This window comes from Streptomyces sp. NPDC006335 (assembly GCF_040612795.1).
GTDB lineage: Bacteria > Actinomycetota > Actinomycetes > Streptomycetales > Streptomycetaceae > Streptomyces.
In genome coordinates, this window is the sequence record NZ_JBEXQX010000012.1 from 130,443 (window position 1) to 153,881 (window position 23,439).

The following is a 23,439-nucleotide window of genomic DNA, read 5'->3' on the forward strand; positions in this document are numbered from 1 at the left end:
GATCGTCACGTCGCTCACGCGGTGAGGGTCGGGCTGATGATGAAGTTGCTGAAGCCGCCGTTGCGCTGGGCGATTCCGCCGATGGCGTCGTTGACCTGCTCCAGTGGGAACACCTGGTGTTCCAGCGGGCCGAGATCCAGCAGGCCCCCCTCGACCATGTCGGCCATGGCCTGCCCCTCGCCGGAGGTGAACCACGCCGAGCCGATCAGCCGCAGCTGCTGGTCCATCATCCGGTGGATGTCGATGGGCAGGTCACCGGCGACGGCGCCGATGTTCACCGCGATGCCGCCGCGCGCCATCGCCCGCATGCCGGCCCGGAAGGTCTCGTGCGGGGCGCCGGGGCCGAGCGCGTCGATGTAGATGTCGACGCCGTAGCCGTCGGTCTGCTCGTGGATCCACTCGTCGACCGGGCCGTCGTCGAGGGAGTGCAGGTTCAGCCGGCCGTTCGCCAGCTTGCCGACCTGGTCGAGCAGGTCCTTGTCGCGGCCGGTGCCGTATACGTGGGTCAGGCCGAGGGCGGGGGCGAGGAGCGCGGCGCCGATGCCCAGGGTGCCGCTGATGCCGTTGATCAGAATCGTCTTGCCCGGGCCTGCCCCGGCCTTGCGGAGAGCGGAGTACATGGTGCCGAGGTAGCCGAAGCGGGCGGCGGCGTTGAACGACAGTGCGTCCGGCAGCTTCACCAGGCTGTAGGCGGGCGCCACCATGTACTCGGCGAGGCCGCCCTGGTAGCGGTCGAGCAGGTCGAGCGCGGTCGGTGAGAAGCCGAAATATCCGGCGAAGGCGTAGCTGGCGCAGTTGATCGAGTCGTTGTTGCGACAGGACCGGCACGATCCGCAGGAACGGCCCGGGTTGACGTACACCCGGTCGCCCGGCTTGAACGCCTGGACGCCCTCACCCACGGCCTCGACCACGCCCGCCGGGTCCAGTCCGAAGATCGCCGGCAGGGTCGGCAGCGGGCTGTGCGGGAACCAGGTCGTCCACATGTTCAGGATGTTGGCCAGGTTCGGAACGATGTTGACGGCGTGGACGGCCACGCGGACGTCACCGGGGCCGGGCTCGGGAACGGGGAGTTCCTCGATCCTCATCGGCTCGCCGACGGCGTGCATCCGCGCGGCTCGCATGGTCGCACTCATGGCGTCTCCTCGGGTATGGCTGGGGGAGACGGCGCCCACTGCGGCGCGGTCTCTGGGAGGTGTGGAGGGTGGGTCAGTTGTCCAGCAGCGTCGTCAGCCGCGCGCGCTGCAGCTTTCCGGTGGCCCCGCGGGGCAGTGCGGGTACGACGCACAGGCGCCGGGGCCACTTGTGCCGGGCGAGCCGGCCGTCGAGGTGACCGCGGATGTCGTCCAGGGTCGGCGTACCGGAGTCGGTGACGAGGAAGGCGGTCACGACCTCGCCCCAGACCGGGTCCGGCGCCCCGGACACGGCTACCTCGACGACACCGGGGAAGTCGGCGAGGGCGTTCTCGACCTCGGCGGGATCGACGTTCTCCCCGCCGGTGATGATGGTGTCCTTGAGCCGGCCGACGACCGAGAGGCGGCCCTCCGCGTCAAACCGTCCGCGGTCCCCGGTGTGGAACCAGCCCTCCCGGTCGGTCACGGGCACCGTTCCGGCGGCGGTCCAGTACGCGTCCGCCACCGACGGCCCCCGCACCCAGATCTCACCGGAGGAACCGGCCAGCGCGGGCGACCCGGTAGCGTCCACGACCCTCAACTCGACGTCGGGGGCCGGCGAACCGGTGGAGTCAGCCGTCTCGTCGGGCGCGGAGTACGTCACCCCGGCCGCGGTCTCCGTCAGCCCGTAGGAGTTGACCACACCGATCCCGCGCGCCCGGAACTGCTCGCGGGTGGCGGTCTGGGCCGGTGACCCGCCGGACAGGATCCACCGCAGGGTGTCCAGGTCGCCGCTGCCGAAGCGGGGGTGGCGGGCCAGCAGGGCGGACATGGCCGGCACGGCGAAGGCACAGGTGACCTTGTGGTCGAGGACCAGGTCGATGAACAGGTCCGGGTCGAAGCGCGGGGCCAGGATCACCGTCCCGCGCCGCGCCCAGGTGTACTGCGGGAGCCCGCCGAGCACGGCGACGTGGGCCAGCGGCGTGGAGACGAGGGCGGTGTCGTCCTCGTCGACGGGCAGCCGCGACAGGCCGCCCACCATGCTCCAGTGCAGGTTGTCGTGGGTCAGCGCGACGCCCTTGGGACGGCCCGAGGTGCCGGACGTGAAAGCGATGATCGCGATGTCCGAGCCGGTCGGGGGCTCTCCGGCGACGGGCGCGGACGGCTCGTCGTCGACGTGCAGGTCGTCCCACGTCAGGCGGATGCCCGTCCCGTCCGGGAATCCGGCGCCGCCCACCACCGCACGCGGCGCGGTTTCCTCGCAGACGACGGTGAGCTCGCCCTCGGTCACCTGCGGATGGAGCGGCACGAGCACCGCCCCCATCCGCGTCACCGCGAACAGCGTGATCAGGGCCTCGGGCCGGGCCGCGCCCTGCATCACCACGCGATCGCCCTTGCGCACCCCGTACTTGTCGAGGCGGGCCGCGGTCCGCCGTACGGCCAGGTCCAGTTCGGCATAGGTCCAGGTCCGGTCCTCGAAGACGAGGGCGGTCCGGGACCCGGCCTCGACCGCGGTGGTGAGGAGGTGGGCGCCGAAGGTGCTCGTCATGCCCTCACCTCCGCCGCGCGTCTGGCCCGGGCGAGAGCGCCGAGAGTCGTCCCCGCCAGGTCGCCGGCCAAGACCGGCGTCCGACGCTCCAGCAACCGGCGTGCCGCCAGATGTTCCGCGGGCCAGTTCAAAGTCTCCACGGCCACCAGCAGACCGTCGCGGAAGGCGTACCCGGCCAGCCGCTCCTGGGAGTCGCCGGGCACGAGGCGCACCTCGTCGGCAGGGGAACGCAGCCCAGCGATCTGCAACTTGAGGTCGCCCTGGTCGCTCCAGAACCACGGCAGACTCTCGTACGAGGCGGGCGAGCCGGCGATGCGTCGGCCGACCAGCGTCCCCTGGTCGATGGCGTTCTGCACCGACTCCAGCCGGACCGGCCCCTCCGCGTGCGGATGCGGATGGCGGGCGCAGTCACCGACGGCGGAGATCCGGGGATCGGTGACCGAGCGCAGCTGCTCGTCCACGACCACGCCGTCGTCCACGGCCAGTCCGGCCTCTCGTGCCAGGTCGTCGCGAGGAATGGCGCCGATGCCGTAGACGACGAGGTCGGCGGGCAGGAGCTCGCGGTCCGTGACGACCCGCTCCACCCGGCCCGACCCCTCCAGGGCTCGTACGCCCGTCCCGGTCAGGACCCGGACACCGGCATGCTCGTGCCGTTCCCGCAGAGGGAGCTCCATCTCCCGTGACACGGCCCGGCTCAGCAACCGATCGGCCAGCTCGACCACGGTCACCCGTGCGCCGCGGGCCAGCGCGACCCGGGCCAGCTCGAGGCCGATGAACCCGCCGCCCACGACGACCACGTCACGGGCCGTCGTCAGTGCCCGGCCGATGGTCAGGGCGTCGTCGAGCGAGCGCAGGGCGTGGACGCCGTCCAGCTCGGCGCCGGGGACGGGCAGCGGACGGTTGCGGGCGCCGGTCGCCAGCACGAGATGGGCGTAGGGAACGCGGGCCCCGGTGCGGGAGACGACCGTGGCGGCGGCGGTGTCGAGGGCGACCACGTCGTCCCCGAGCCGCAGGTCGATGTTCCGCTCGCGGTAGAAGGACTCCGGCACCAGCTCGACGCGGAGACCCTCCGGCTCGGTGTGGGCCGCCTTCGACAACGGCGGCCGCTGGTAAGGCAGATGGGGCTCGGCGGCGAACACGGTGACCGGAGCGTCGTAGCCGGATGCGCGCAGTGTCGACACGACGCTGAACGCGGCCTGCCCGCCGCCGACGACGACCACGCCCGCCGTGCTCGTCATACCTGCTCCTCGGGTACGTGGACGACCAGGCCGTCGAGGGCGTCGGAGAGGTGGATCTGGCAGCTGAGCCGGCTGGTGGGCCGGCGTTCGGCGGCGGTGAAGTCCAGCATCTCGTCCTCGACGTCGTTCGGCGGGCCTACCAGCTCGGCCTGTTCCGAGTCGACGTAGACGTGGCAGGTGGCGCAGGAGGCGTTGCCGCCGCACTCGGCGACGATGCCTTCGACGCCGCCTGAGACGGCCGCCTGCATGAGCACGGTCCCCGACGCGGCAATGACTTTGCGTTCGGTCCCGTCGGGCAGCTGGAAGATGACGGTGGGCATGAAGTCCTCCCGATGGGGACGGCTCAGGCGGCTCTACCTTCTTGATCGGTCGATCGAGCCATTCGTGCAGTTGGGTCGCCCAGGGTGCTGGGTGTGGCTGTCAGGCGGTTGCTTGCCAGGTGACGTCGAGCGAGGTGAGCCCGCGGAAGACCCAGCCGTCCAGGCTGCCCGCGGCGGAGCCGCTGCCGGATGCTGTCGCGCCGTCGTCGAGGCGGAGTCCCTTCAGACGGCTGAAGACGAGGGGCCAGGCGATGGCGCTGACCTCGTGGCGCGCGACCCATGCGCCCATGCAGAAGTGCGGTCCGCCGCCGAAGGCGAGGTGGGGGCGGTGCGGGCGGTCGAGATCGAACTCGTCGGCCCGCTCGAAGACCGACTCGTCGCGGTTGCCCGAGGCGATGACGAGGGCGACACGGCTGCCCGCGGGCAGGGTGACGCCGGCTATCTCGTAGTCCTGGGTGAGCTGGCGGGGATACATGCCGATCGGCGAGATCCAGCGGGCGGTCTCCTCGAAGACCCGCTTCCAGGCCGATGGGTCCTTGAGTGCCCGGTCCAGAGCGTCGGGCCGTTGAAGCAGCGCCCAGGCGCCCACGCCGAACACGTCGCGCGGCTCGTTGACGCCTCCGCCGATGATGACCTTGACGTTGTTCTGGATCTCGGCGAGTTCCACCGGGTCAGCCGCGTGGACCATGGAGGAGATCACCGAGCCGTCGGGCTCGCGGCGTGTGACCTCCGCCATCTCGGCCACCGCTTCCTCGATGGCCCGGGTCGCGCGCTCGGCGCGGAGCCAGATGTCGGGGTCGTCTGCGTAGTTGCTGTTGCCGTCCATCATCGCCCGCGACCAGTCGGCGATGTCGTCGGCGCTCGCGTTGCGCAGCCCCAGTACCAGGGCCAGGTTGGCGGCGACGAGCGGCTCGGCGAAGTCGCGTATGAGGTCGCCCTCGCCGCGGCCGGCGATCCGGTCGAGCAGCTTGTGCGCGGTGCGCTCGAAGGCGGCGGCCCACTGGTCGCGGACCTGGCGGGGTCGGGTGGGCGGCTCGGCCGCGGCCCGCAGACGCCGGTGGTCCGGGTCGTCCTCGCGGAGCATGTTGGGGCCGACCGTGCGCAGCAGCAGCGAGCCCTCCTCGCGGGAGCTGAAGACCTCGGGCAGCTTCTCGGCGTGGACTATGTCGTCGTACCGGGTGAGCAGGTGCCGCCCCACGGAGGGGACCCAGGCGAGCGGGGCGGTGCGGCGCAGCTCGGCGTAGGCGGGGTAGGGGTCGCGGCGCAGCTCGGCGAGATCGAGCTCGACGACGGGCGCGCCGGGCGCCGCGGTCGTCAGGGCGCTCATGAGGTGCCTCCCGCGCCCATCAGGACGAAGAACACCGTGGCGGGCTCCTCGCCGAGGTTGCGCCAGGCGTGCCGGGTGGCGTTCTGCACGATGAGGTCACCGGGCTTCAGCACCGCGGTCTCGCCGCCGTCGAGGTCGAGGACGATCTCACCGCTCAGGACGACGCCGTAGTCGACCGTGGGCGTGGTGTGCATGCCGGGGTTGTCGGGCTCGAAAAGCTCGGCGAGGCCGGGACTGGCCTCCAGCTGCTCGGCGGCCGCGGCTGCGGGGTCCCAGCTCGGGTCGGCGTAGACACTGGCCGGCGGGAAGGTGACGGTCAGCGCGACGGTCTCGCCCGGAGCGGGCACGAAGGACTTCAGGGACGCCGTCGGGTCGGCCGACGGGACGGCGGGTGCGGCCGTGTTCCACACCAGGGACCGGGCGAAGCCGGGGGTGTGGGTGAACTGGCGGGTGCGCGGCGGCTCGCCGTCACTGACGATCACGGGCTTGCCGCTCGGGCTGACACCGGTGACGACTCGACGGACCATGATTCTCTCCCTTGAGAAACCAACCTACTGTTAGACGCTTGACGGTAAAAGTTCTTACTGATCTCGACGAGTGCGGTCCGGCGGCTCCGAGCACGAGTCGGTGGGCCGGTTCCCCGGGCCCGGTCACTCCGCGGGCGGGGTCTCCTGGTTGACCAGCGTACGCAGCAGGTGGACCAGTTCACTGAGCTGATCGTCGCGGAGTACGGCGGTCCACGCCCGCTCGCGCTTGGTCTGCGCCTGGATCGCGAGCCGCAGTGTCTCCTGGCCCTCCGGGGTGAGCTCGACGAACAGCTGACGGCGGTCGGTCTCGACGCGTTCACGCGTGACCAGGCCACGGTTCTCCAGGGTCGCCAGCGCGCTCGAGATGCTGGCGCGGGTGGACCCCGAGACCCGGCCGATGTCCTGTTGGCCGAGCGGGCCGTAGATCCACAGGGCGTTCAGGATCCGGAAGCCCGCCCAGGTCAGGCCGAGCGGCCGGTGGACGTGCTTCTCGAAGTCCTTGGTCAGCCGGGCCTCGAGGCGGGTGAGGTCGGTGACCATCTCGATCGCGTCGAGGTCCCGCGGGTCGGTGGTGCCCAGCTCACGATGGTGGTGGCGCAGGAGTTCGGAGAACTCCCGGGTTCGGCTGGGGCCCGTGGTGCCCGGTTCGCGCACGGTGTCCGTCACGATCTCGCGCCTTCCGTTCGATTTCAACCGGCGATGACCGGGTTGACCATAGTGCCGACGCCGGTGACCTCGGTCCGCAGGACCTTGCCCTCGGTGAGGTAGAGGCGGGGTGTACGGCGGACTCCGCAGCCGGCCGGGGTGCCGGTGAAGATCAGGTCGCCCGGCTCGAACGTCACCCGCTTCGACAGCCAGGCGATCAGTTCGGGCACGCTGAAGATGAGGTCGGAGGTGCGGCCGCGCTGCACCTCGAGGTCGTCGACCCAGCCGGCCACCTCGATGTCGTCCGGGTCCTCGAACTCATCAAGGGTCACCAGGTAGGGGCCGATCGGGCTGAAGGTGTCGTACGACTTCGGCAGCGTGAACTGGTTGATCGGCTTGCGCCACTGCTCCTTGCGGTCGCTGATGTCCTGGCCGGCGGTCACGCCCGCCACGTACGACCAGGCATCGGCCTCGGGGATGTTCTTGCCGGTGCGGCCCATGACGACCACCAGTTCGGCCTCGTAGTCGACCTTGTCGTACTGCGGCTCCACGACGATCGCGTCGTAGGGGCCGACCACGGACGACGCGAACTTGGCGAACACCGACGGCTCGTCGGGGACCGGGAGATTCGACTCCTCGGCGTGCGCCCGGTAGTTGAGGGCGACCCCGATGGCCTTGTACGGCTTGGCGACCCGGCCCAGTTCGCGCGGGTCGAACTCCCGCCAGTCCGCCTCCGCGGCCCGCTCGGCGAGGGTGCGCAGCTCGTCCTGGAGGGACAGGTCGGCCAGCACCTCCAGGCGCGGCTCGATCGCCCCCTTGCTCGCGTCGGCGATGTCGAGGGCACGGTCGTCGCGTACGACGACGGGGCGGCCGGCGAGATTGGCGAGCTTCATGCGGGCACTTCCTTCTGAACGGCCTGGTCGGCGGGGTGGGGGAGGGGCAGGGTGAGGTCGCCCTCGACCTGGACGCCGAGCGTGTTGATGATGGTGGCGATGGTCAGGTACTGGCCGACGGTGTAGAGGACGTCGATGACCTGCTCGGTACTCAGGTGGTCCGTCAGCCGGTTCCACAGCTCGTCGTCCACGCCCTGCCGGTCGACGAGCGAGTCGGTGGCGGTGAGCAGCACCCGGTCGAGGTCGCCGAGTCCGTCCCACGCGCCGGTCGCGGCCGCCAGGATCGTCTCGTCGGACAGGCCGGCCCGGCGGGCGATACGCACGTGCTGGTCCCACTCGTAGGCCGCCTGCGCCCGGGCGGCGATCCGTAGGATCATCAGCTCCCGGGACGGCAGTGGCAGGGTGTTCTTGCCCAGCACATGGTTGCTGAAGACGAGGTAACGGCGCAGTGCGTCCTCGTGGTGGGCCAGGGTCGCCCAGATCGTGTGGATCCGGCCGTCCTGGTCGCGGTACGGCGCCAGCGACGCCAGTGTCTTCTCCTGCAGGTCGGTCTCGTCGACGGGCTGCAGGCGGGGTTTCTCCGGCATCGGAGTCCTCCTCGGCTCGATGACGGCAAGGTATTCGTCAGAGCCTTGACCGTCAAGGGTCTAACAAATATCGTCCTCGGCATGACGATCCAGAGCCTTGGTTACGTGGGGATCGGCACGCCCGATCCGACAGCGTGGGCGGAGTACGCCCGCATGGTGATAGGTCTCGCGGTCGAGCCCGGGGACCCTGGCGGGCCCGTGCGCCATCGCCTGCGGATGGACCAGCATCCGTTCCGCATGTGGCTGACGGAGGCGGAGACCGGTGGCGTCACGGTCATCGGCTGGGAGGTCCGTGACGGGGCGGCGATCGACGAGATGACGGTGCGCCTCAAGGAGTCCGGCGTCGACGTGACGGCTGGCACCGAGGAGGAGTGCCGAGACCGGCAGGTGACCCGCATGGTGCACTTCGGTGGCCCCCTCGGTATCCGCACCGAGCTGTTCTGCGGCCGTCGTCTCGCCCCGAGCCAGTTCGTGTCACCGCTGGGCGTCGACTTCGTGACCGGCGAGCAGGGACTCGGGCACGTGGTGATGAAGACGCCCCACGTCCAGGAGGCGGTGGACTTCTACTGCGATGTCCTGGGCTTCCGGCTCAGCGACACCGCCGACTACCCCTGGGGCACGTTCTACTTCCTCGGCTGCAACCCCCGGCACCACAGCATCGCCTTCATCCGCTCGTACAAGAACGAGGGCACCCACCACATCCTGTGCGAGGTGACCACCCCGGAAGAGGTCGGCCGCGCCCTGGACCGGACGCGCGAACACGACGTCGAACTCATGGCCACGCTGGGCAAGCACGCCAACGACGGGATGTTCTCCTTCTACATGACCTCACCGGCCGGCTTCGGCATCGAGATCGGCGCGGGCGGCGTACAGGTCGACGAGAGCACCTGGGTGAGCCGTACGTACACGGCCGACATCTGGGGTCACCACCCGGTCCCGTAGAGGACTGCGGGGCAATCCGCCCCTCCCAGCAGTCAACCCCCGACCCCTCCGACGAAAGCGGGCCGCATCCCATGCTTCTCGAGAGCTATCTGCAGGACACCTGGGCCGCGCCGACGACCACCGACGCCCCCGCGGCCGACGTGCACGACGCCGTCACCGGAGAGTTGGTCTGCCGCGTCTCCTCCACGGGCCTCGACCTGGAGGCCGCGTTCGACCACGCCCGCCGCGTCGGCGGCCAGGCACTCCGGGTGCTGACCTTCCACCAGCGAGCAGACCTGCTGGACGCGGTCGCCGCGGCTGTCCGCGCACGCCGCGAGGAGTTGTACGCCCTGTCGACCCGCGCCGGAGCCACCCTGGCGGACGCCCGCCACGACGTCGACGGCGGCATCCGCGTCCTGCGCGACTACGCGACCCGGACACGCACCGAACTGCCGGACGCGCCCCACCTTCTCGAAGGCCCCGCCGAACGCCTCGCCCGGGGCGAGGACTTCCTCGGCGTCCACCTCGTCACCCCCTCACCGGGCCTGATGCTTCAGGTGAACGCCTTCAACTTCCCGGTTTGGGCACCCTTGGAGAAGCTGGCCCAGGCGCTGCTGGCCGGCCTGCCCAGCGTGATCAAGCCGGCCACTCCCACCGCCTACCTCACCGAACACCTCGTGCGGATCATCACCGACGCCGGTGTCCTGCCGCCCGGCTCCCTGCAGCTGGTCGTCGGCTCGGTGCGTCCGGCACTCGGTCTGCTCGGGGAGCAGGACATCCTCTCCTTCACCGGCTCGGCCGCCACCGCACAGACGCTGCGCACACATCCCAACCTGGTGGCCCGCTCCGTACGCTTCAACGCGGAGGCCGACTCCGTCAACGCCATCGTGCTGGGCCCGGACGTCACGCCCGGAACGCCGCTCTTCGAGGCGTTCGTACGCGAGGTCGTGACCGAGATGACGGTCAAGGCGGGCCAGAAGTGCACCGCGATCCGCCGCGTCCTCGTCCCACGGGAGCACGAGGCAGCCGCGCTCGACGCCGTCGTGTCCGAGCTCGCCGGGGTGACCATCGGCAACCCGGCCGCGGAAGGAGTGCGGATGGGGGCGGTCGTCAGCCTCGCGCAGCGCGACGACGTACGCCGCGCGGTGCGGCGGATCGCGGAGTCCGGACACCTCGTCCACGGTGACCCGGACAAGGTGCGGGTGGTCGACGCCGACCCACAGCGGGGAGCGTTCCTGGACACCCTCCTCATCTCCGCCGACCCGGACGCCGCCGCGCCCCATGAGGTGGAGCCCTTCGGACCGGCCGCGACCGTGCTGGCCTACCGCGACACCGCCCACGCCATGGACCTGGTGGCGCGCGGCCGGGGCAGCCTCGCCGCCTCGGTCGTCGGCGACGACCTCGCCTGGACGACCGCCTTCGTACGGGAGGCGGCCCCCTGGCACGGCCGGCTGCACCTCATGGACTCGGCGAACATGACGCAGACCACCGGCCACGGATCACCGCTCCCCGCCCTGCGACACGGGGGCCCCGGCCGGGCCGGCGGGGGATCGGAGATGGCAGGCATCCGAGGAGTCCTCGACCTGATGCAGCGCACGGCACTCCAGGCATCGCCCCGACTCCTCGACACCTTGCGTACCAACTGACTGCGGTGTCGTCGGCGCGAGTGGCCCGTGCGGTGTGACCGTCAGCGGCCCCGGCGGCACGGGCACGTCGTCGTGGGCGCCGATCATCACGTACGGGTTGGTGAAACCGAACGCGGGCGCGGCGTACCACTCCTCGGGCACGGTGTCGTCGTATCTCCGTGCGACGCCCTCGACATGGGTTTCGAAGGCGCTGGCCTGGTGGCTCCTCTTCCCGGAGTGTCCACCAATCCTGGGCGTCGAACGGCCACGGGTGCGCGTGCGCGGCAGGGTGGGCTGGGCGCTTGCGGCAGGTGTCGGCCCGGGATGATGTGCATGTCTGCCTCGCACCGGACGGGTCAGTGAGCGTCCGCGCGGCTCTCGGTGATCCCGGCGGGCTCGTTCGCCGCTTCCGCGTGTCGCCCCCGGAGCTCTGAAATGACTCCGAACGCTGCTGCGGTCAGCGGCACAGCGAGGAGCATGCCGAGGATGCCGGCGACCGAGGCGCCGGCCGTGAGTGCCACCAGGACCACCGCGGGGTGCATCTGCACCGTGCGGCTGTGGATCATGGGCTGGAGCACGTTCCCCTCGATCGCCTGGACGACGAGAAGCAGGCCGAGGACCCACAGCGCCTTCGTGAGATCGCCGTCCGCGAACGCGACGAGGACCGCGACCGCACCCGACAGGAGCGCACCGAGATAGGGGATGTAGGCGCCGATGAACACCAGTGCCCCGAGCCCGACCGCGTTCGGCACCTGGAGGATCAGCAGAACGACCGTCATGCAGACGGCGTCGATGAAGGCGATGAGCGTGGTGCCACGCATGAAGCCCTCGACCGCCTGGAAGGCGCGGCGGGCCATGGCGACGGCGGTGTCCCCGGAGCCGCGGGGCGCGAGGGAGTGCAGTGAGGCGACGGCCTTGTCGGAGTCGCGCAGGAAGAAGAACAGCAGCAGGATCGCGAGCAGCGCCGTCGCGATCATCTCTGTGAGCAGACTGACGCCGCTCATCACGCCGGCGACCGCGGTGCCGCCGAACTGGGACGCCAGGTCCTTCGCGTTGGTGGCGATCTCGTCCAGTGAGGTCCCGGCCGCTTCGAACCTGTCGCTGACGGACTGCGCCGCGTCCCGCAGCGAGGAGATGATCTGGTCGCCGGTGTCGATCAGGGCGGTTACCACGATGTAGGCGGCCCCGCCCATGACCAGGACCACAGCGGCGCAGGTCAGCCCGGCGGCAAGGGACTTGTTGACTTTCATCGCGACCAGTCGCCGGTAGAGCGGGCCGAGCAGGGCCGCGCCGAGCAGCGCCAGCAGAACCGGCGTGACGACGGCCTGGAACGTGATGCAGAACCAGACGATCAGGGAGATGACACCGCTGAGGAGGAGCACCAGGGCGCTTCCGGCGGCGAGGCGCCGAGCGGGTTCCGGCAGCGGGCTCTGCCGGCCGCAGTCCGGCTGCGGTCGGCCCGCACCGGCCCCCTCATCGGCAGGCCGGTGCTGCGTATCGCCGGACGCGTTCGGTGCACCGGCTCTTTCTGATGGCTGGGCTGTCCCTCCGTGGAGACCTCTTCGAGGGTCTTCCGTACGGCTGCTGCTCATCGTGTTTCGTCTCGCCTCTCACACGCAGGCCGCCGACCGCGACCGGTACTCGACTGTGGCTTCGTGATTTCGAGCCGGACCGGCCGAGACCGGGCAGTGGTGACGTCTGGTCGACAGCGTTCTGTGGCTGCGGCGCGGCGTAGCTACCGCCTCGACCACCTCAAGGCTCGGGCGTCTGTGTTGGGGCCACCCTTGAGGTGGCGGTGCGTCGTGTGGGGCCCCGTCCGGTCGGACGGGGCCCCATACAGGGTCAGGAACGTCGGCGCGGGGCTCGCCGCCTGCTGCTCAGGGAGACGGCGCGCGAAGCTGCCTCGGGCGCCGGTCCGATCGAGCCGGCTGGTACGGGCTGCTCGGCTTGCCCACCGAGTGCCGGGGTGCCGCCGCCGTCCGTCGTGTCCGACCCGTCGGTGCCGCGGTTGCGGTCGCGGCGGGCGATTCCCCAGTCGATGCCGATGTGGATCAGCAGGCACACGATGCCCCAGGTGGCGATGGTCCCGAGGTGGCCGGCGATGCCGGAGCCGTCGAAGTAGACGGTGGCGCGGACGATGTTGACCGCGGCGGGCAGGGGCAGGACGCCGTTCAGGTCGCGGAAGAACTCGGGGACCATGTAGAGGGAGATGCTTCCGCCGGAGGCGGGGATCCCGGCCATCAGGGCGATCACCAGGACGGGGATGATCCCGGCGATGCCGAGTGTGCGGGTGAAGACTCCGGTGAACATCGAGATGCTGAAGATCGTCAGGGCTCCGAAGCCGATCATCGCCCAGCCGTGGCCGTTGATCGCGCCGATCAGGACATCGAACAGGAACCACAGCCACACGGCCATGCCGACCGCATAGCCGGCGAGCATGGGCAGGAGCTGCCGCAGGCGCTTGATCTCCGGGGCACCGCCGCGCAGGACCGCCATGACCAGGAAGCCGGCCATGATCCAGGACATGGCCGCGTACATGCTGTTGCTGCCGCCCGAGTCGGAGTCGTTCAGCGGCTGGACGTCGGTCAGTTCCAGCTGCGTTTTCTGGCTCGCCGAGATCTGCTGGAACATCGACTGCAGCGCGGAGTGCTGACTCGCGCCCGCGGCCGAGGAGGTGTACAGCGTGGCCTCGCCGCCCCTTGAGGTGGGCAGGACGTACACGCCGACGGTCTCGCCCTCGCGGATCTGGTCCGTCGCCGCGTCGAGGGAGGTGCTGGTGGTCAGGGAGAGCAGGTCGCCCAGCCCGTCCTGAAGACCGCGGGCCGCCTGCGTGGCCTGTTCCTGTGAGGCGCCGACGACCACGACGGGCATGTCGCGGACCTGCGGCTGGTGCAGGGAGGCACTCATCAGGCCGACGACGATGGTGAGGATGGTCAGCGGGAAGGCGGCCACCGCGAAGTACCGGAGCCGCCTGGAGCGCACCGGGCCACCGGCCATCGCGGGCCGGGGGAAGTGGGGGTCGTCGGTCGCCTCGGTGTTTGGAATGGCGATCCCCTTGCGGCGCTCCACCAGGAGGTTGAGCGCGAGGGCTGCGACGAGCCAGACGGCGAGGGTGAGCAGGTGGGTGCCGACGCCGAGGCCGTTGAAGTAGACGATGGAGCGCAATGCCTCGCCCGCGGCCGGCAGCGGCAGCACATTGTGCAGGAAGCCGAAGAAGCCGGGCACCGAGTGGATCGGCATGGCGAGGTTGGAGGCGGGCACCCCGAAGACCATCCACAGCAGCATGCCGGGCAGCACCGCCAGTCCGCCCATGAGTTTCACGAACAGCAGCTGGCTGAGGGCCACGGCGCCTGTCGCGAGCAGGGCGACCCCGACGAACGCCGGATAATGCCCGTCGACCGCGCCCACGATCGGCCCCAGGATCAGCCAGATCAGCGAGCTGGTCGCCACCGCCCAGCCGGCCAGCAGCGGCAGGAACCTGCGCACGGCGAGCAGATGCGGCACCGCCGCGATCATGCCGCTCAGCGGGGCGTACCCGACCATCATCATGCCGATCGCGGCGAACAGCAGCGCGATGCCCGCACTGTCGCCGGCGGGCAGGGGCGCGATGTCCTCGGTCTTGGTCGTCCAGTCGTGGCCCGCTGCCACCGGGGCGAGGAGCTGCTTGACCGTTCCCGCCTGTGAGGCGCCGGCTGCCTGGGCCGTGTAGAGGGTCGCCTCGGTGGAGCCGTCCGCGGGGATCAGCAGGACACCGGCGACGTCACGGTCCTTGAGCAGGTCGAGCGCCTCCGAGCGGTCGGCGACCAGCCGGGGATCGGCGGCGCCGTCCTCGGCGGACTCCAGCTCGTCGACGACGGACTGGGCCACGGCCCCCGAACCGACGACGGCGACCGGCATGTCCCGCGTCTTCGGCGAGTGCATGGTGCCCATGTACGTCGCGTACATCATCGTGACCATGAGGAACGGCATGACGAAGAGGAAGACGTACTTGACGATCTTCATCTTCCGGTCCGCGTCGGAGGTACCCGCCTCGGACGCGACCGGCTCACGCCCGCTCGCTTCGCGGACGGGGGTCGGTGTTTCCATGATGTGCTCCTGATCAATGTGCTGGGGCGCAAGGCGCAGGCGCGTTCTCCGCGCTGTGCGTGGGCATGGGCTGTCAGGCCGACTGGGAGCGCTCTCGCGCAGGGGCAGCCGACCAGGCTCTGGAAGGACTTCGATGGCGATGCGGGTGCGCGCCGAGGAGCGCGCCGCGTTCAGCGCCGAGTGGCGCGCCGGGGTGTGTCAGCCGGACAGCGCGGCATCCAGCGCCCGCGCCTGCAGGCGCCAGAACTGCTGGGAAACGTCGGCCTTGGGGAACACCGCGTCGAACCCGTGGAAGGCGCCGGGAACGATGTGGAGTTCGCAGGGGACGTTGCTGTCACTGAGCCGGCGCGCGTACTCGACGTCCTCGTCGTGGAAGAGATCGAGGGTGCCGACGCCGATCCAGGCCGGAGGAAGCCCGGTGAGGTTCTCGCGGCGGGCCGCGGCCGCGTACGGGGAGACGTCCGGGCCCGCTACGGCGTCGCCGAGGTAGGACGACCAGCCGTACCGGTTGCTCTTGGGAGTCCAGAGACGCACGTTCCGCGCGTCCAGGTCCGTTCTCGTCGTCGTGCGGTCGTCGAGCATCGGGTAGACCAGCAGTTGGAACACCGGCCGGATCTCGGCACGGTCATGGGCGAGCAGCGCGAGGGCCGCGGCGATTCCGCCACCCGCGCTGGCACCCCCGATCGCGATGCGGTCGATGTCGATGTGGAGTTCGCTCGCCCGAGCGATCAGGCCGCGCAGTGCCGCGTAGGCGTCCTCGACGGCCGCGGGCGCGGGACTGTCCGACGCCCGTCGATAACGGACCGCGGCGACGGTGATGCCGAGTTCGCGGGCGAAGGCGATGCTGGTCCGGTCGTCCTGCTCCGGGGCTCCGAAGATGAGGCCGCCGCCGTGTATCCACAGCAAAGCCGGAGCAGCCGCCTTCAAGCCGGTCGGCTGCCAGACACGGAGCGAGACGGACGGTGCGCCCTTCGGCCCGGGCACGACTATTTCCTGAACGGTGAGGTCGGTCCCAGGGGCGGTCGGGCGCGGCTTCAGACTCCGCATGAGGCGCGAGGTCACGGGCCCGTAGGACATCTTGGGGAGGAAGCGTGCGCGCGTGAGATCGGGGTGGAAGGCATTCATCGGTTTCTCGGGCTCCCTGGTGCTGCACCGGCAGTCCGGTGTGTGATGGCGCGGTGGCGTCCGGGCGGTGCGGCGGCAGGACATCGCCGAGGGAACGCGGATCGGTTCAGCCTGTAGGGGAACGGGGCCATGGGGCGCTCCTGCTCGTCAAGGGTGTGCGAGATCGCGCGACTCACTGGCGCGTGCACAGCTACACAGCCGGCGACGGCTGGGAGGCCGCCACCGGGGCACCGATGGGAAGGCCGGCGCGCACCTGCCGGAGGCCCTCTCGGACAAGATCGGGCAGTGCGACGTCAGTGTCGCCTTTTGCCCACATCTCCATGGATGTCCGCAGCACGGCAGCTGCCGCGGCGGCCAGCAGGCGGGGAGTCAAGTCCCGCTCGGTGTCGGTGCCGGTGCGTTCGGCGATGAGTTCCGCGAGCTGCTGATCGGCCTGCTCGTACGTGACCACGTGCTGCGCCCGCATCGACGGCTGCTCGCCGACCACGCGCATCAGCACCGCGAAGTTGTCCCGTTGACCGGCGTATTGCGCGGCGAAGGACGGAAGTACCTGGGTCAGGGAGTCCCACGGCGGCTCCTCCAAGGGCCTGGCCCGCATGGCGTCGAGCAGGGAGGTGCCGCTCTTTACCAGGCCGTCGAGGATCGCCTCCTCGCGACTGGCGAAGTAGTTGCGAAAGGTGCGCGGCGACACGTCCACTGCCGCGGCGATCGCCTCCGGTGTCGCCGCGTCGAGTCCCTGCTCGACCATCAAGGACCAGGCCGCACGGCTCAATGCCGCCCGGGTCGCCAGCTTCTTCCGTTCACGCAGGCTCGGCTCTTTCGTCATGCCGACAACCATCCAGGATTTTTTCCAGCTTGGCAAGTTTTCCTTCTTGGCAAGATCGGGTGAACGTGTCTAGTGTGGGTCGCGGCGGCAGCTCGTTATGAGCCTGGCACTGCACCAAACGCCAGCCACGGCTGTTCGAACGCCCATGCCGCCGATGGTCATCGCCATAGGAAGCCGGTCGACGCCCCCCTTTGGGGCAGCTCACCGTGCGCACCCCTCGATGCCGTACTCCGATGCGCGGGCATGGTCTGCGACGCGCTGCGGCCACAGCGCGCTCTTCGGGAACGCACAGAGGTGCTGTCGGCCCGGTGCGGGTCGTGCCCATCTCGGCCGGAACGGCGCGAGGTCACGAAGCCGTACGTAGTGGTCGAGGCCGGCGACTGCCTGAACCGGTGTCCACCGCACCTGGGTGATCCGGACGCGAACCGGCGATTCAACGAAGGAGATTCAGATCCTGGTCCAGCCCCTGGCCCGCGTCGAACTCCAGGTTGCCCTTCCCACCTTGCTGCCCGGGCTGCGGCTGGCGGTGCCGCCGGAGGAGCTGCGGCTCCGGCACGACATGGCCGTTTACGGCGTCCGCGAACTGCCGGTCGCCTGGTGACCGGCGAGGCGGACAGCGCCCTGCGCGGTCAGCCACCGCAGGCCCCGGCTCACTGAGCCCGGGCACACCGACTGGGGCCGTCGTGAGCGGCGGCGGCCCCACCGCGCCGTGCTCCGTGGGGACAGGGGGTACGGCGCGCATCCCGGGCCCGGCGGCGGATGTCCCACCGCCGCCGGGCCCGCGGACACCGGTCCGCAACGCAAGGACCACCGCCGACCATCAGGCGGGATCAGACCGCACGCACAGAGGCGTGAAACGCACATAGAGAAGCACACAGAGACGAGGAACACCCATGAGCGGCACGGGATTTGAAGGACGCAGCGTCATCGTCACCGGGGCGGCATCGGGCATCGGCAGGGCCGCGGCCCTGATGTTTGCCAAGGAGAGAGCCAAGGTTCTGGTCGCGGACCTGAACAAGGACGGCGCCGAGGAGACCGCCAAGGCGATCGAGGCGGCGGGTGGCACCGCAGTCGCAGTCGCCGGCGACCTCAGCGACCCGCAGGTGGTGGACGAGGTCGTGGCCACCGCCATCCGGACCTTCGGCAGCCTGGACGTCCTGGTGAACAACGCAGGCATCACAGACAGCATGTCGGCGCTGGCCGACGTCGAGGACGCCGAGTGGGAACGCGTCATACGGATCAACCTGACGGCGCCCTTCCTGCTCACCCGGGCCGCACTGCCGCACATGCTGGCCGCGGGCCACGGCACGATCGTGTTCACCGCTTCCGAGGCCGGGTTCCGCGGCAGCGCGTCCGGTACCGCCTACACCGCCTCCAAGCACGGCGTCGTGGGCCTGGTCAAGAGCCTCGCCGTCATGTACCGGGGGCAGGGCATCCGCACCAACGCCATCGCCCCCGGCGGGACCCAGACCAACAACCTCACCAACTCCCTGGAACCCGCCAAGATCACGGCCCTCGTGAACACCATGCTGGGCGAGGCCCAGCCCGACGGCGGGCCGGCCCCGCACGGGCCGACCGTCATGCGCGACTTCCTCCACACCAACCCCGGCCGACGGTCCACCCCCGAGGAGCAGGCCGCCGCGATCGTCTTCCTCGCCTCCGACGCCGCCGAGATGATCAACGGTGTCATCCTGCCCGTCGACGACGGCTGGTCCGCCGTCTGACGAGCCTCCCCGCGCTCCGGCCGACACCCCGGGGCGCGGGTCCGGGCCGCCGGCCGCACGGGCGGGAAACCGCCCCGGCCGGTCTCCAAATCCTGCCCTCGGCCGTCACCGCCAGGACCGCTGGAAGGCCCGCTCACACCATGAAGGATGTACGACAGTGACCGCACCAGTACCGACTGCTCATTCCGTAGATCCACGGACCCTGCTGAGTAGCACGGAACACCGCACGTTCCGCCCCCTGCTGTGCTGGCTGGCGTCGATGAAACGCGCGGAACAGGCCCACCCGCAGGTCTCCCGCTGGGGCGTACCGGCCCTGTGCGCAGCGTTCGGCCTGCCCTCCCTCCTGGACGCGGCCGACGGACCCGGCGTCCTGGCGGTCCTGGCGCTGATCGCCGGGCTCACCGTCCCGCTGCTCTGGCGCAAGCAGCACCCCATGACGGTCTACGGCATCACCACCGCCACCGCCGTGGCGGCACTTCCCCTGGGAATCCTGACGGCTGCGGACGCCGGGCGCCTGGTGGCCCTGCTCAACGTGGGCCGCCGTGGAACCGCCCGCCAACTGGTCGTTGCCCTGGCCGTCGGCCTCGCGCAAGGGATCGCGGCGTACGTGGTCTACTCGGACGACGGGCAGCTCGACCACTTCCTGCAGGCTCCCGCGATGATCCTGATCACGCTGCTCGACATCGTGGCGATCGCCGGACTGGGTGTCATCAGCCGACTCGTGAACTCCTACATCACGGCACTGCAGGACCGTGCCGTGCGCCTGGAAGTGGAACGCGACCAGCGCGCGCGCCTTGCCGCAGCCGCCGAACGCGCCCGCATCGCCCGCGAGATGCACGACATCCTCGGCCACACCCTGTCCGTCGTCGTGGGCCTGGCCAACGGCGCCGCCGGACTCACCGAGAAGGAACCCAGACGCGGCGCCGACACCCTGCGGCTCATCGCCGACAGCGGGCGCGGCGCCCTGGGCGACCTGCGCCGCCTCCTCACCGTCATCCACCACGAGCCCGGCACCGCCCCCCCGCTCGCCCCCCAGCCGGGTCTGGCCGACCTCGACGCGCTGCTGGAACGGGTGAGGGCAGCGGGTCCCAGCGTCACCCTGCACACCGAGGGCGACCTGGAAGGACTCGCCACGGGACTCCAACTGGTCGTCTACCGCATCGTGCAAGAGGCCCTCACCAACACCCTCAAACACGCCGCACCCGACCCGACCATCCAGGTCGCCGTCTGCGCGGACCACAAGCTGGTCCACGTCACCATCGAGGACACCGGCCCGCACCGTGCCCGGCACGGGGTCGACCGGGACGACGGCGCAGGCCAGGGCCTGGTCGGCATGCGCCAGCGCGCCGCCCTCTACCAGGGCAGCATCACCGCTGGCCCCAACACCCGCGGCGGCTGGACCATCCGCGCCCTCCTCATCCCCACCGCGGCACCCTTCACGCCCCCGACACCTCCGCCAAGCTGCCGGACCCGCCCGCAGCGAAAGGACGCCCACGAGCACGGAACCGTCCTCACCGCCCCAGCACCGTCCACGAGAAGCTGCCCGTCATGACCACCGTCCTCATCGTCGACGACCAGGCCCTGCACCGCTTCGGCTTCGCCATGCTCCTCGAACAGCACCCCGACCTGACCTTGGTCGGCGAAGCCGCCAACGGAGCCGAAGCGGTCAGGCTGGCCGCCGAACTCCACCCCGACGTCGTCCTCATGGACATCCGCATGCCCGGCATGGACGGCATCGAGGCCACCCGACGCATCGTCACCTCCGGCAGCCGCTCCCACGTCCTGGTCCTGACCTCCTTCGACCTCGACGAAAATGCCTACGCGGCCCTGCGTGCGGGCGCCAGCGGATTCCTCCTGAAGGACGTCAAGCCTGACGAACTCGTCGCCGCCATCCGCACGGTGGCCGCCGGAGACGCCGTCATCGCGCCCGGCCTCACGCGAAAACTCCTCGACGTCTTCAGCCAGAAGATCAGCCACCGCAGTCGCGATCAGGAACGCCGGCTCGCCTCCCTCACCGACCGCGAACGCGAGGTCCTCAACGCCATCGCCTGCGGCTACAGCAACGCCGAGATCGCCGCCCACCTCCACGTCGCCGAAACCACCGTCAAGTCCCACGTCGGCCGCGTCCTCGCCAAGACCGGTGCCCGCGACCGCGTCCAGGCCGTGGTCTTCGCCTACGACGTGGGACTGGTCCGGCCGGCATGAACCCGGCCCCCTCACCGGGCGGTTGCCGGTTCAGGCCCGGCTGGTGGTGCGCGGCCCGTTGTACTGCTCGTCGGTGACCGGCTCCCGCCACTCGGTCTCCGGGGTGCCGTCGCCGAGGCCCTCCCACATGGCGATGTGCTCCATGAAACGGTCGGACACGGCGCCGTGCCAGTGCTCCTCGCCGGGCGGACAGGTGACGGTCTCGCCCGGGTGAGCCTCGAAGACCGTGCCGTCGCGGGTGCCGATCAGGGCGGTGCCGGAGAGGACGTACAGGGCCTGGCCCAGGGCGTGAGAGTGCCAGTGCGTGCGCGCGCCGGGCGAGAAGCGCACCAGGTTGGCGCGCATCCGGGACGGCTCCTGGCCGGCGTGGATCACGTCGAACCACACGGCACCCGTGAACCAGTCGGCCGGTGCCTTGACGGTGGGCTGCTGCTTGGCGAATTCCATAGTGCTTCTCCTGGCGAAGGCGCTGGGGTATGGCCGTGATGCGGCGATGGGCCGCTTCGGGCGCTCGGGCTGCGCATGTCCATGGGTGTCAGCCGGCTGGGTTGTGTGTCTGCCCGGAGGTCTGAGGGCGGGTGGTGGACGTGCTGGTCCAGCTGGCGAGGATGTTGAGGGCTTCGGCAGAGGGGGACGCGGGTTCGGGGGTCAGGATGATCAGGGACTGGTCGGGGTCGCCCTCGACGGCCAGGCCCAGGTAGTCGAGGCTGAGGTCGCCGACGAGCGGGTGGTTCAGGCGCTTGCTGCCCGTGGTGTGGACGAGGACGTCGTGGTCGGCCCACAGGCGGCGGAAGGTGTCACTGAGCACCGCCAACTCCCCTATGAGTTCGGTGAGTTGCGGGTCGTCGGGGTGGCGTCCGGCGTAGACGTGGAGCGTGGCCACGCAGTCGGCGGCGGCCTTCTCCCAGTCGTGGTAGAGCGTGCGGGCCGACTCGTCCAGGAAGACGTAACGGGCAAAGTTGCGCTCCCGGTGGGGACGGTCCTGGAAGTCGATGTAGAGAGCGGACGCGAGCATGTTGGCGGCCAGGACGTCCATGCGTCTGCCCATGACCATCGCGGGGACGCTGAGGGAGTCCAGAGTCCGGTACAGCACCGGGTGGACCCTTTGGGGAGCGAGATGCCGCTTGCGGCGGGTCCGGGTGGTGGCCTTGGGCTGGGTGAGGTCGAAGAGGTGGGTGCGTTCGGTGTCGTCGAGGTGCAGGGCGCGGGCGACGGCGTCCAGGACGGTTTCGGAGACGCCCTGGGTGCGGCCTCGCTCCAGGCGGACGTAGTAGTCGACGCTGACCCCGGCGAGCTGGGCGACTTCCTCGCGGCGCAGCCCCGGCACGCGGCGGGCGCCGCCGTGCGGGGCGAGACCGGCCTGTTCGGGGGTGATCCGGGCCCGGCGGGTGCGCAGGAACTCACGGATCTCGCTGCTGCGGTCCATAGAACTACCGTACGGCGATCCCGGACGCGTCAGGTGCTGGAAAGGGGCACTGCCGGACCCCCCTGTGAGCCGTGCCCCCTACGGGGGCTCGGGCGGAGGCCGCCGCGTGGTTGCGTGGATATCGGGCCCGCTACGTCGGCCCGCAAGACCTGATGTGACGCCGCCCCGTCGGCGGGGAACCTCCACCGGCCGTCCGTCAGACCCCGCGGTGTGACTGCCGTGGAATCGCACACGCCAGACCAGGAGAACCTGTGCTCACCGTCAACGCCTATGCCGCGGTCTCCGCGACCGCGCCGCTCGTCCCCACCACGATCCAGCGCCGCGACCTGGGTCCGCACGATGTCCTGATCGAGGTCAAGTACGCCGGGATCTGCCACTCCGACATCCACCACGTCCGCAGCGAGTGGGGCGAGGTCCCGTATCCGATGGTCCCCGGTCACGAGATCGCCGGTATCGTCACCGAGATCGGCCCCGCGGTCACCCGTCACGCCGTCGGCGACCGGGTGGGCGTCGGCTGCATGGTCGGCTCCTGCGGTGAGTGCACGAGCTGCTTCAAGGGCGAAGAGCAGTACTGCCTGCGCGGCAACATCCTCACCTACGGCTCCGTCGACCGGGACGGCACGATCACCCAGGGCGGCTACTCGACCCACGTCGTGGTCACCGAGGACTTCGTGGTCAAGATTCCCCAGACCCTGGGCCTGGACGAGGCCGCGCCACTGCTGTGCGCAGGCATCACCACCTACTCCCCGCTGCGTCACTGGGGTGCCGGGCCGGGCCGGAAGGTCGCGGTCGTCGGCCTGGGCGGACTCGGCCACATGGCCGTCAAGCTCGCCCACGCAATGGGTGCGGAGGTCACCGTCCTGTCCCAGTCACTGAAGAAGATCGACGACGGACTGCGCCTCGGCGCGGACGCCTACCACGCCACCAGCGACCCGGACACCTTCGAGAAGCTGGCCGGCACCTTCGACCTGATCGTCAATACCGTCAGCGCGCCGCTCGACGTCAGCGCTTACCTCTCGCTGCTGGCCATCGACGGCACGATGGTCAACGTCGGCGCCCCGGCGGAGCCGCTGTCGGTCAACGCCTTCTCGTTGATCCTCGGCCGACGCTCCTACGCCGGCTCGGCGATCGGAGGCATCCGGGAAACCCAGGAGATGCTCGACTTCTGTGGCGAGCACGGCCTCGGTGCCGAAATCGAGGTCATCCCCGCCTCGAAGATCAACGACGCCTACGAGCGCGTCCTCGCCTCGGACGTGCGCTACCGCTTCGTGATCGACACCGCCACGCTCGCTTGAGCCGACCCTCA

The 23,439-nt window shown here is 70.4% G+C and carries 21 protein-coding genes and 2 pseudogenes; 7 read left to right on the forward strand and 16 right to left on the reverse strand.

Annotation, left to right across the window (positions count from 1 at the left end):
* Window positions 1–14 precede the first annotated feature (14 nt).
* From ABZ098_RS29525 to ABZ098_RS29565, 9 genes are all read right to left on the reverse strand, one after another.
* The gene (locus ABZ098_RS29525) at window positions 15–1,133 is read right to left on the reverse strand and encodes an alcohol dehydrogenase catalytic domain-containing protein (RefSeq protein WP_356596254.1); all 1,119 of its coding nucleotides are present in this window, start codon (window positions 1,131–1,133) and stop codon (window positions 15–17) included.
* A gap of 73 nt (window positions 1,134–1,206) precedes the next feature.
* A complete protein-coding gene (locus ABZ098_RS29530) occupies window positions 1,207–2,658 on the reverse strand; it encodes an AMP-binding protein (RefSeq protein ID WP_356596256.1) in 1,452 nt (483 codons plus the stop codon).
* Window positions 2,655–3,896 carry an FAD-dependent oxidoreductase gene (locus tag ABZ098_RS29535; protein WP_356596258.1) on the reverse strand — a complete coding sequence of 414 codons (1,242 nt, stop codon included), beginning with the start codon at window positions 3,894–3,896 and terminating at the stop codon, window positions 2,655–2,657. Before ABZ098_RS29535 ends, ABZ098_RS29530 begins: the two co-directional genes overlap by 4 nt.
* Window positions 3,893–4,216: a 2Fe-2S iron-sulfur cluster-binding protein gene (locus tag ABZ098_RS29540; RefSeq protein ID WP_142157804.1), complete on the reverse strand. Its 324-nt coding sequence runs from the start codon at window positions 4,214–4,216 to the stop codon at window positions 3,893–3,895. Before ABZ098_RS29540 ends, ABZ098_RS29535 begins: the two co-directional genes overlap by 4 nt.
* A 100-nt stretch (window positions 4,217–4,316) precedes the next feature.
* Window positions 4,317–5,543 (reverse strand): cytochrome P450, encoded by a 1,227-nt coding sequence (locus ABZ098_RS29545; protein ID WP_356596260.1) that lies wholly within the window; start codon window positions 5,541–5,543, stop codon window positions 4,317–4,319.
* On the reverse strand, window positions 5,540–6,070 hold the full coding sequence (locus ABZ098_RS29550) for a cupin domain-containing protein (RefSeq protein WP_356094740.1): 531 nt from the start codon (window positions 6,068–6,070) through the stop codon (window positions 5,540–5,542). The genes ABZ098_RS29545 and ABZ098_RS29550 overlap by 4 nt, the downstream gene beginning before the upstream one ends.
* Before the next feature lie 123 nt (window positions 6,071–6,193).
* Window positions 6,194–6,736 (reverse strand): MarR family transcriptional regulator, encoded by a 543-nt coding sequence (locus tag ABZ098_RS29555; protein WP_356596262.1) that lies wholly within the window; start codon window positions 6,734–6,736, stop codon window positions 6,194–6,196.
* Between the two features lie 23 nt (window positions 6,737–6,759).
* On the reverse strand, window positions 6,760–7,608 hold the full coding sequence (locus tag ABZ098_RS29560; RefSeq protein WP_307079861.1) for a fumarylacetoacetate hydrolase family protein: 849 nt from the start codon (window positions 7,606–7,608) through the stop codon (window positions 6,760–6,762).
* Window positions 7,605–8,195, reverse strand: a complete 591-nt coding sequence (locus ABZ098_RS29565) for a carboxymuconolactone decarboxylase family protein (protein WP_356596264.1) — start codon at window positions 8,193–8,195, stop codon at window positions 7,605–7,607. Before ABZ098_RS29565 ends, ABZ098_RS29560 begins: the two co-directional genes overlap by 4 nt.
* A gap of 81 nt (window positions 8,196–8,276) precedes the next feature.
* On the opposite strand from ABZ098_RS29565, the gene ABZ098_RS29570 reads away from it, so the two are divergent.
* Window positions 8,277–9,137: a VOC family protein gene (locus ABZ098_RS29570; RefSeq protein WP_356596266.1), complete on the forward strand. Its 861-nt coding sequence runs from the start codon at window positions 8,277–8,279 to the stop codon at window positions 9,135–9,137.
* 71 nt (window positions 9,138–9,208) lie between these two features.
* Window positions 9,209–10,762 carry a phenylacetic acid degradation bifunctional protein PaaZ gene (gene paaZ / locus ABZ098_RS29575; RefSeq protein ID WP_356596268.1) on the forward strand — a complete coding sequence of 518 codons (1,554 nt, stop codon included), beginning with the start codon at window positions 9,209–9,211 and terminating at the stop codon, window positions 10,760–10,762.
* 48 nt (window positions 10,763–10,810) lie between these two features.
* Here paaZ and ABZ098_RS29580 read toward each other — a convergent pair.
* From ABZ098_RS29580 to ABZ098_RS29600, 5 genes and pseudogenes are all read right to left on the reverse strand, one after another.
* A pseudogene (locus ABZ098_RS29580) lies at window positions 10,811–10,948 on the reverse strand (hydroxylase); the annotation flags it as partial.
* Window positions 10,949–11,097: 149 nt separating this feature from the next.
* The gene (locus ABZ098_RS29585) at window positions 11,098–12,123 is read right to left on the reverse strand and encodes an AI-2E family transporter (protein ID WP_356596270.1); all 1,026 of its coding nucleotides are present in this window, start codon (window positions 12,121–12,123) and stop codon (window positions 11,098–11,100) included.
* A 460-nt stretch (window positions 12,124–12,583) separates the two neighbouring features.
* Window positions 12,584–14,827 carry an ABC transporter permease gene (locus ABZ098_RS29590; RefSeq protein ID WP_356596272.1) on the reverse strand — a complete coding sequence of 748 codons (2,244 nt, stop codon included), beginning with the start codon at window positions 14,825–14,827 and terminating at the stop codon, window positions 12,584–12,586.
* A gap of 198 nt (window positions 14,828–15,025) precedes the next feature.
* Entirely contained in the window at window positions 15,026–15,811 is a 786-nt protein-coding gene (locus ABZ098_RS29595; protein WP_356596274.1) for an alpha/beta hydrolase, read from the reverse strand.
* Between the two features lie 331 nt (window positions 15,812–16,142).
* On the reverse strand, window positions 16,143–16,814 hold the full coding sequence (locus ABZ098_RS29600) for a TetR family transcriptional regulator (RefSeq protein ID WP_356596276.1): 672 nt from the start codon (window positions 16,812–16,814) through the stop codon (window positions 16,143–16,145).
* 412 nt (window positions 16,815–17,226) lie between these two features.
* On the opposite strand from ABZ098_RS29600, the pseudogene ABZ098_RS29605 reads away from it, so the two are divergent.
* The 4 genes and pseudogenes from ABZ098_RS29605 to ABZ098_RS29620 all read left to right on the forward strand — a co-directional run.
* Window positions 17,227–17,379: pseudogene (locus ABZ098_RS29605) on the forward strand (cytochrome P450); the annotation flags it as partial.
* A 292-nt stretch (window positions 17,380–17,671) separates the two neighbouring features.
* Window positions 17,672–18,502: an SDR family NAD(P)-dependent oxidoreductase gene (locus ABZ098_RS29610; RefSeq protein ID WP_356596278.1), complete on the forward strand. Its 831-nt coding sequence runs from the start codon at window positions 17,672–17,674 to the stop codon at window positions 18,500–18,502.
* 259 nt (window positions 18,503–18,761) lie between these two features.
* Entirely contained in the window at window positions 18,762–20,054 is a 1,293-nt protein-coding gene (locus ABZ098_RS29615; RefSeq protein ID WP_356596280.1) for a histidine kinase, read from the forward strand.
* A complete protein-coding gene (locus tag ABZ098_RS29620; RefSeq protein WP_356596282.1) occupies window positions 20,051–20,707 on the forward strand; it encodes a response regulator transcription factor in 657 nt (218 codons plus the stop codon). The genes ABZ098_RS29615 and ABZ098_RS29620 overlap by 4 nt, the downstream gene beginning before the upstream one ends.
* A gap of 30 nt (window positions 20,708–20,737) precedes the next feature.
* Here the strand turns inward: ABZ098_RS29620 and ABZ098_RS29625 are convergent, their stop codons facing one another.
* The gene (locus ABZ098_RS29625; RefSeq protein WP_356596284.1) at window positions 20,738–21,154 is read right to left on the reverse strand and encodes a cupin domain-containing protein; all 417 of its coding nucleotides are present in this window, start codon (window positions 21,152–21,154) and stop codon (window positions 20,738–20,740) included.
* Window positions 21,155–21,242: 88 nt separating this feature from the next.
* Window positions 21,243–22,133 carry a helix-turn-helix transcriptional regulator gene (locus ABZ098_RS29630; protein ID WP_356596286.1) on the reverse strand — a complete coding sequence of 297 codons (891 nt, stop codon included), beginning with the start codon at window positions 22,131–22,133 and terminating at the stop codon, window positions 21,243–21,245.
* Window positions 22,134–22,384: 251 nt separating this feature from the next.
* On the opposite strand from ABZ098_RS29630, the gene ABZ098_RS29635 reads away from it, so the two are divergent.
* A complete protein-coding gene (locus tag ABZ098_RS29635) occupies window positions 22,385–23,428 on the forward strand; it encodes an NAD(P)-dependent alcohol dehydrogenase (protein WP_356596288.1) in 1,044 nt (347 codons plus the stop codon).
* The last annotated feature ends 11 nt before the right edge of the window (window positions 23,429–23,439 follow it).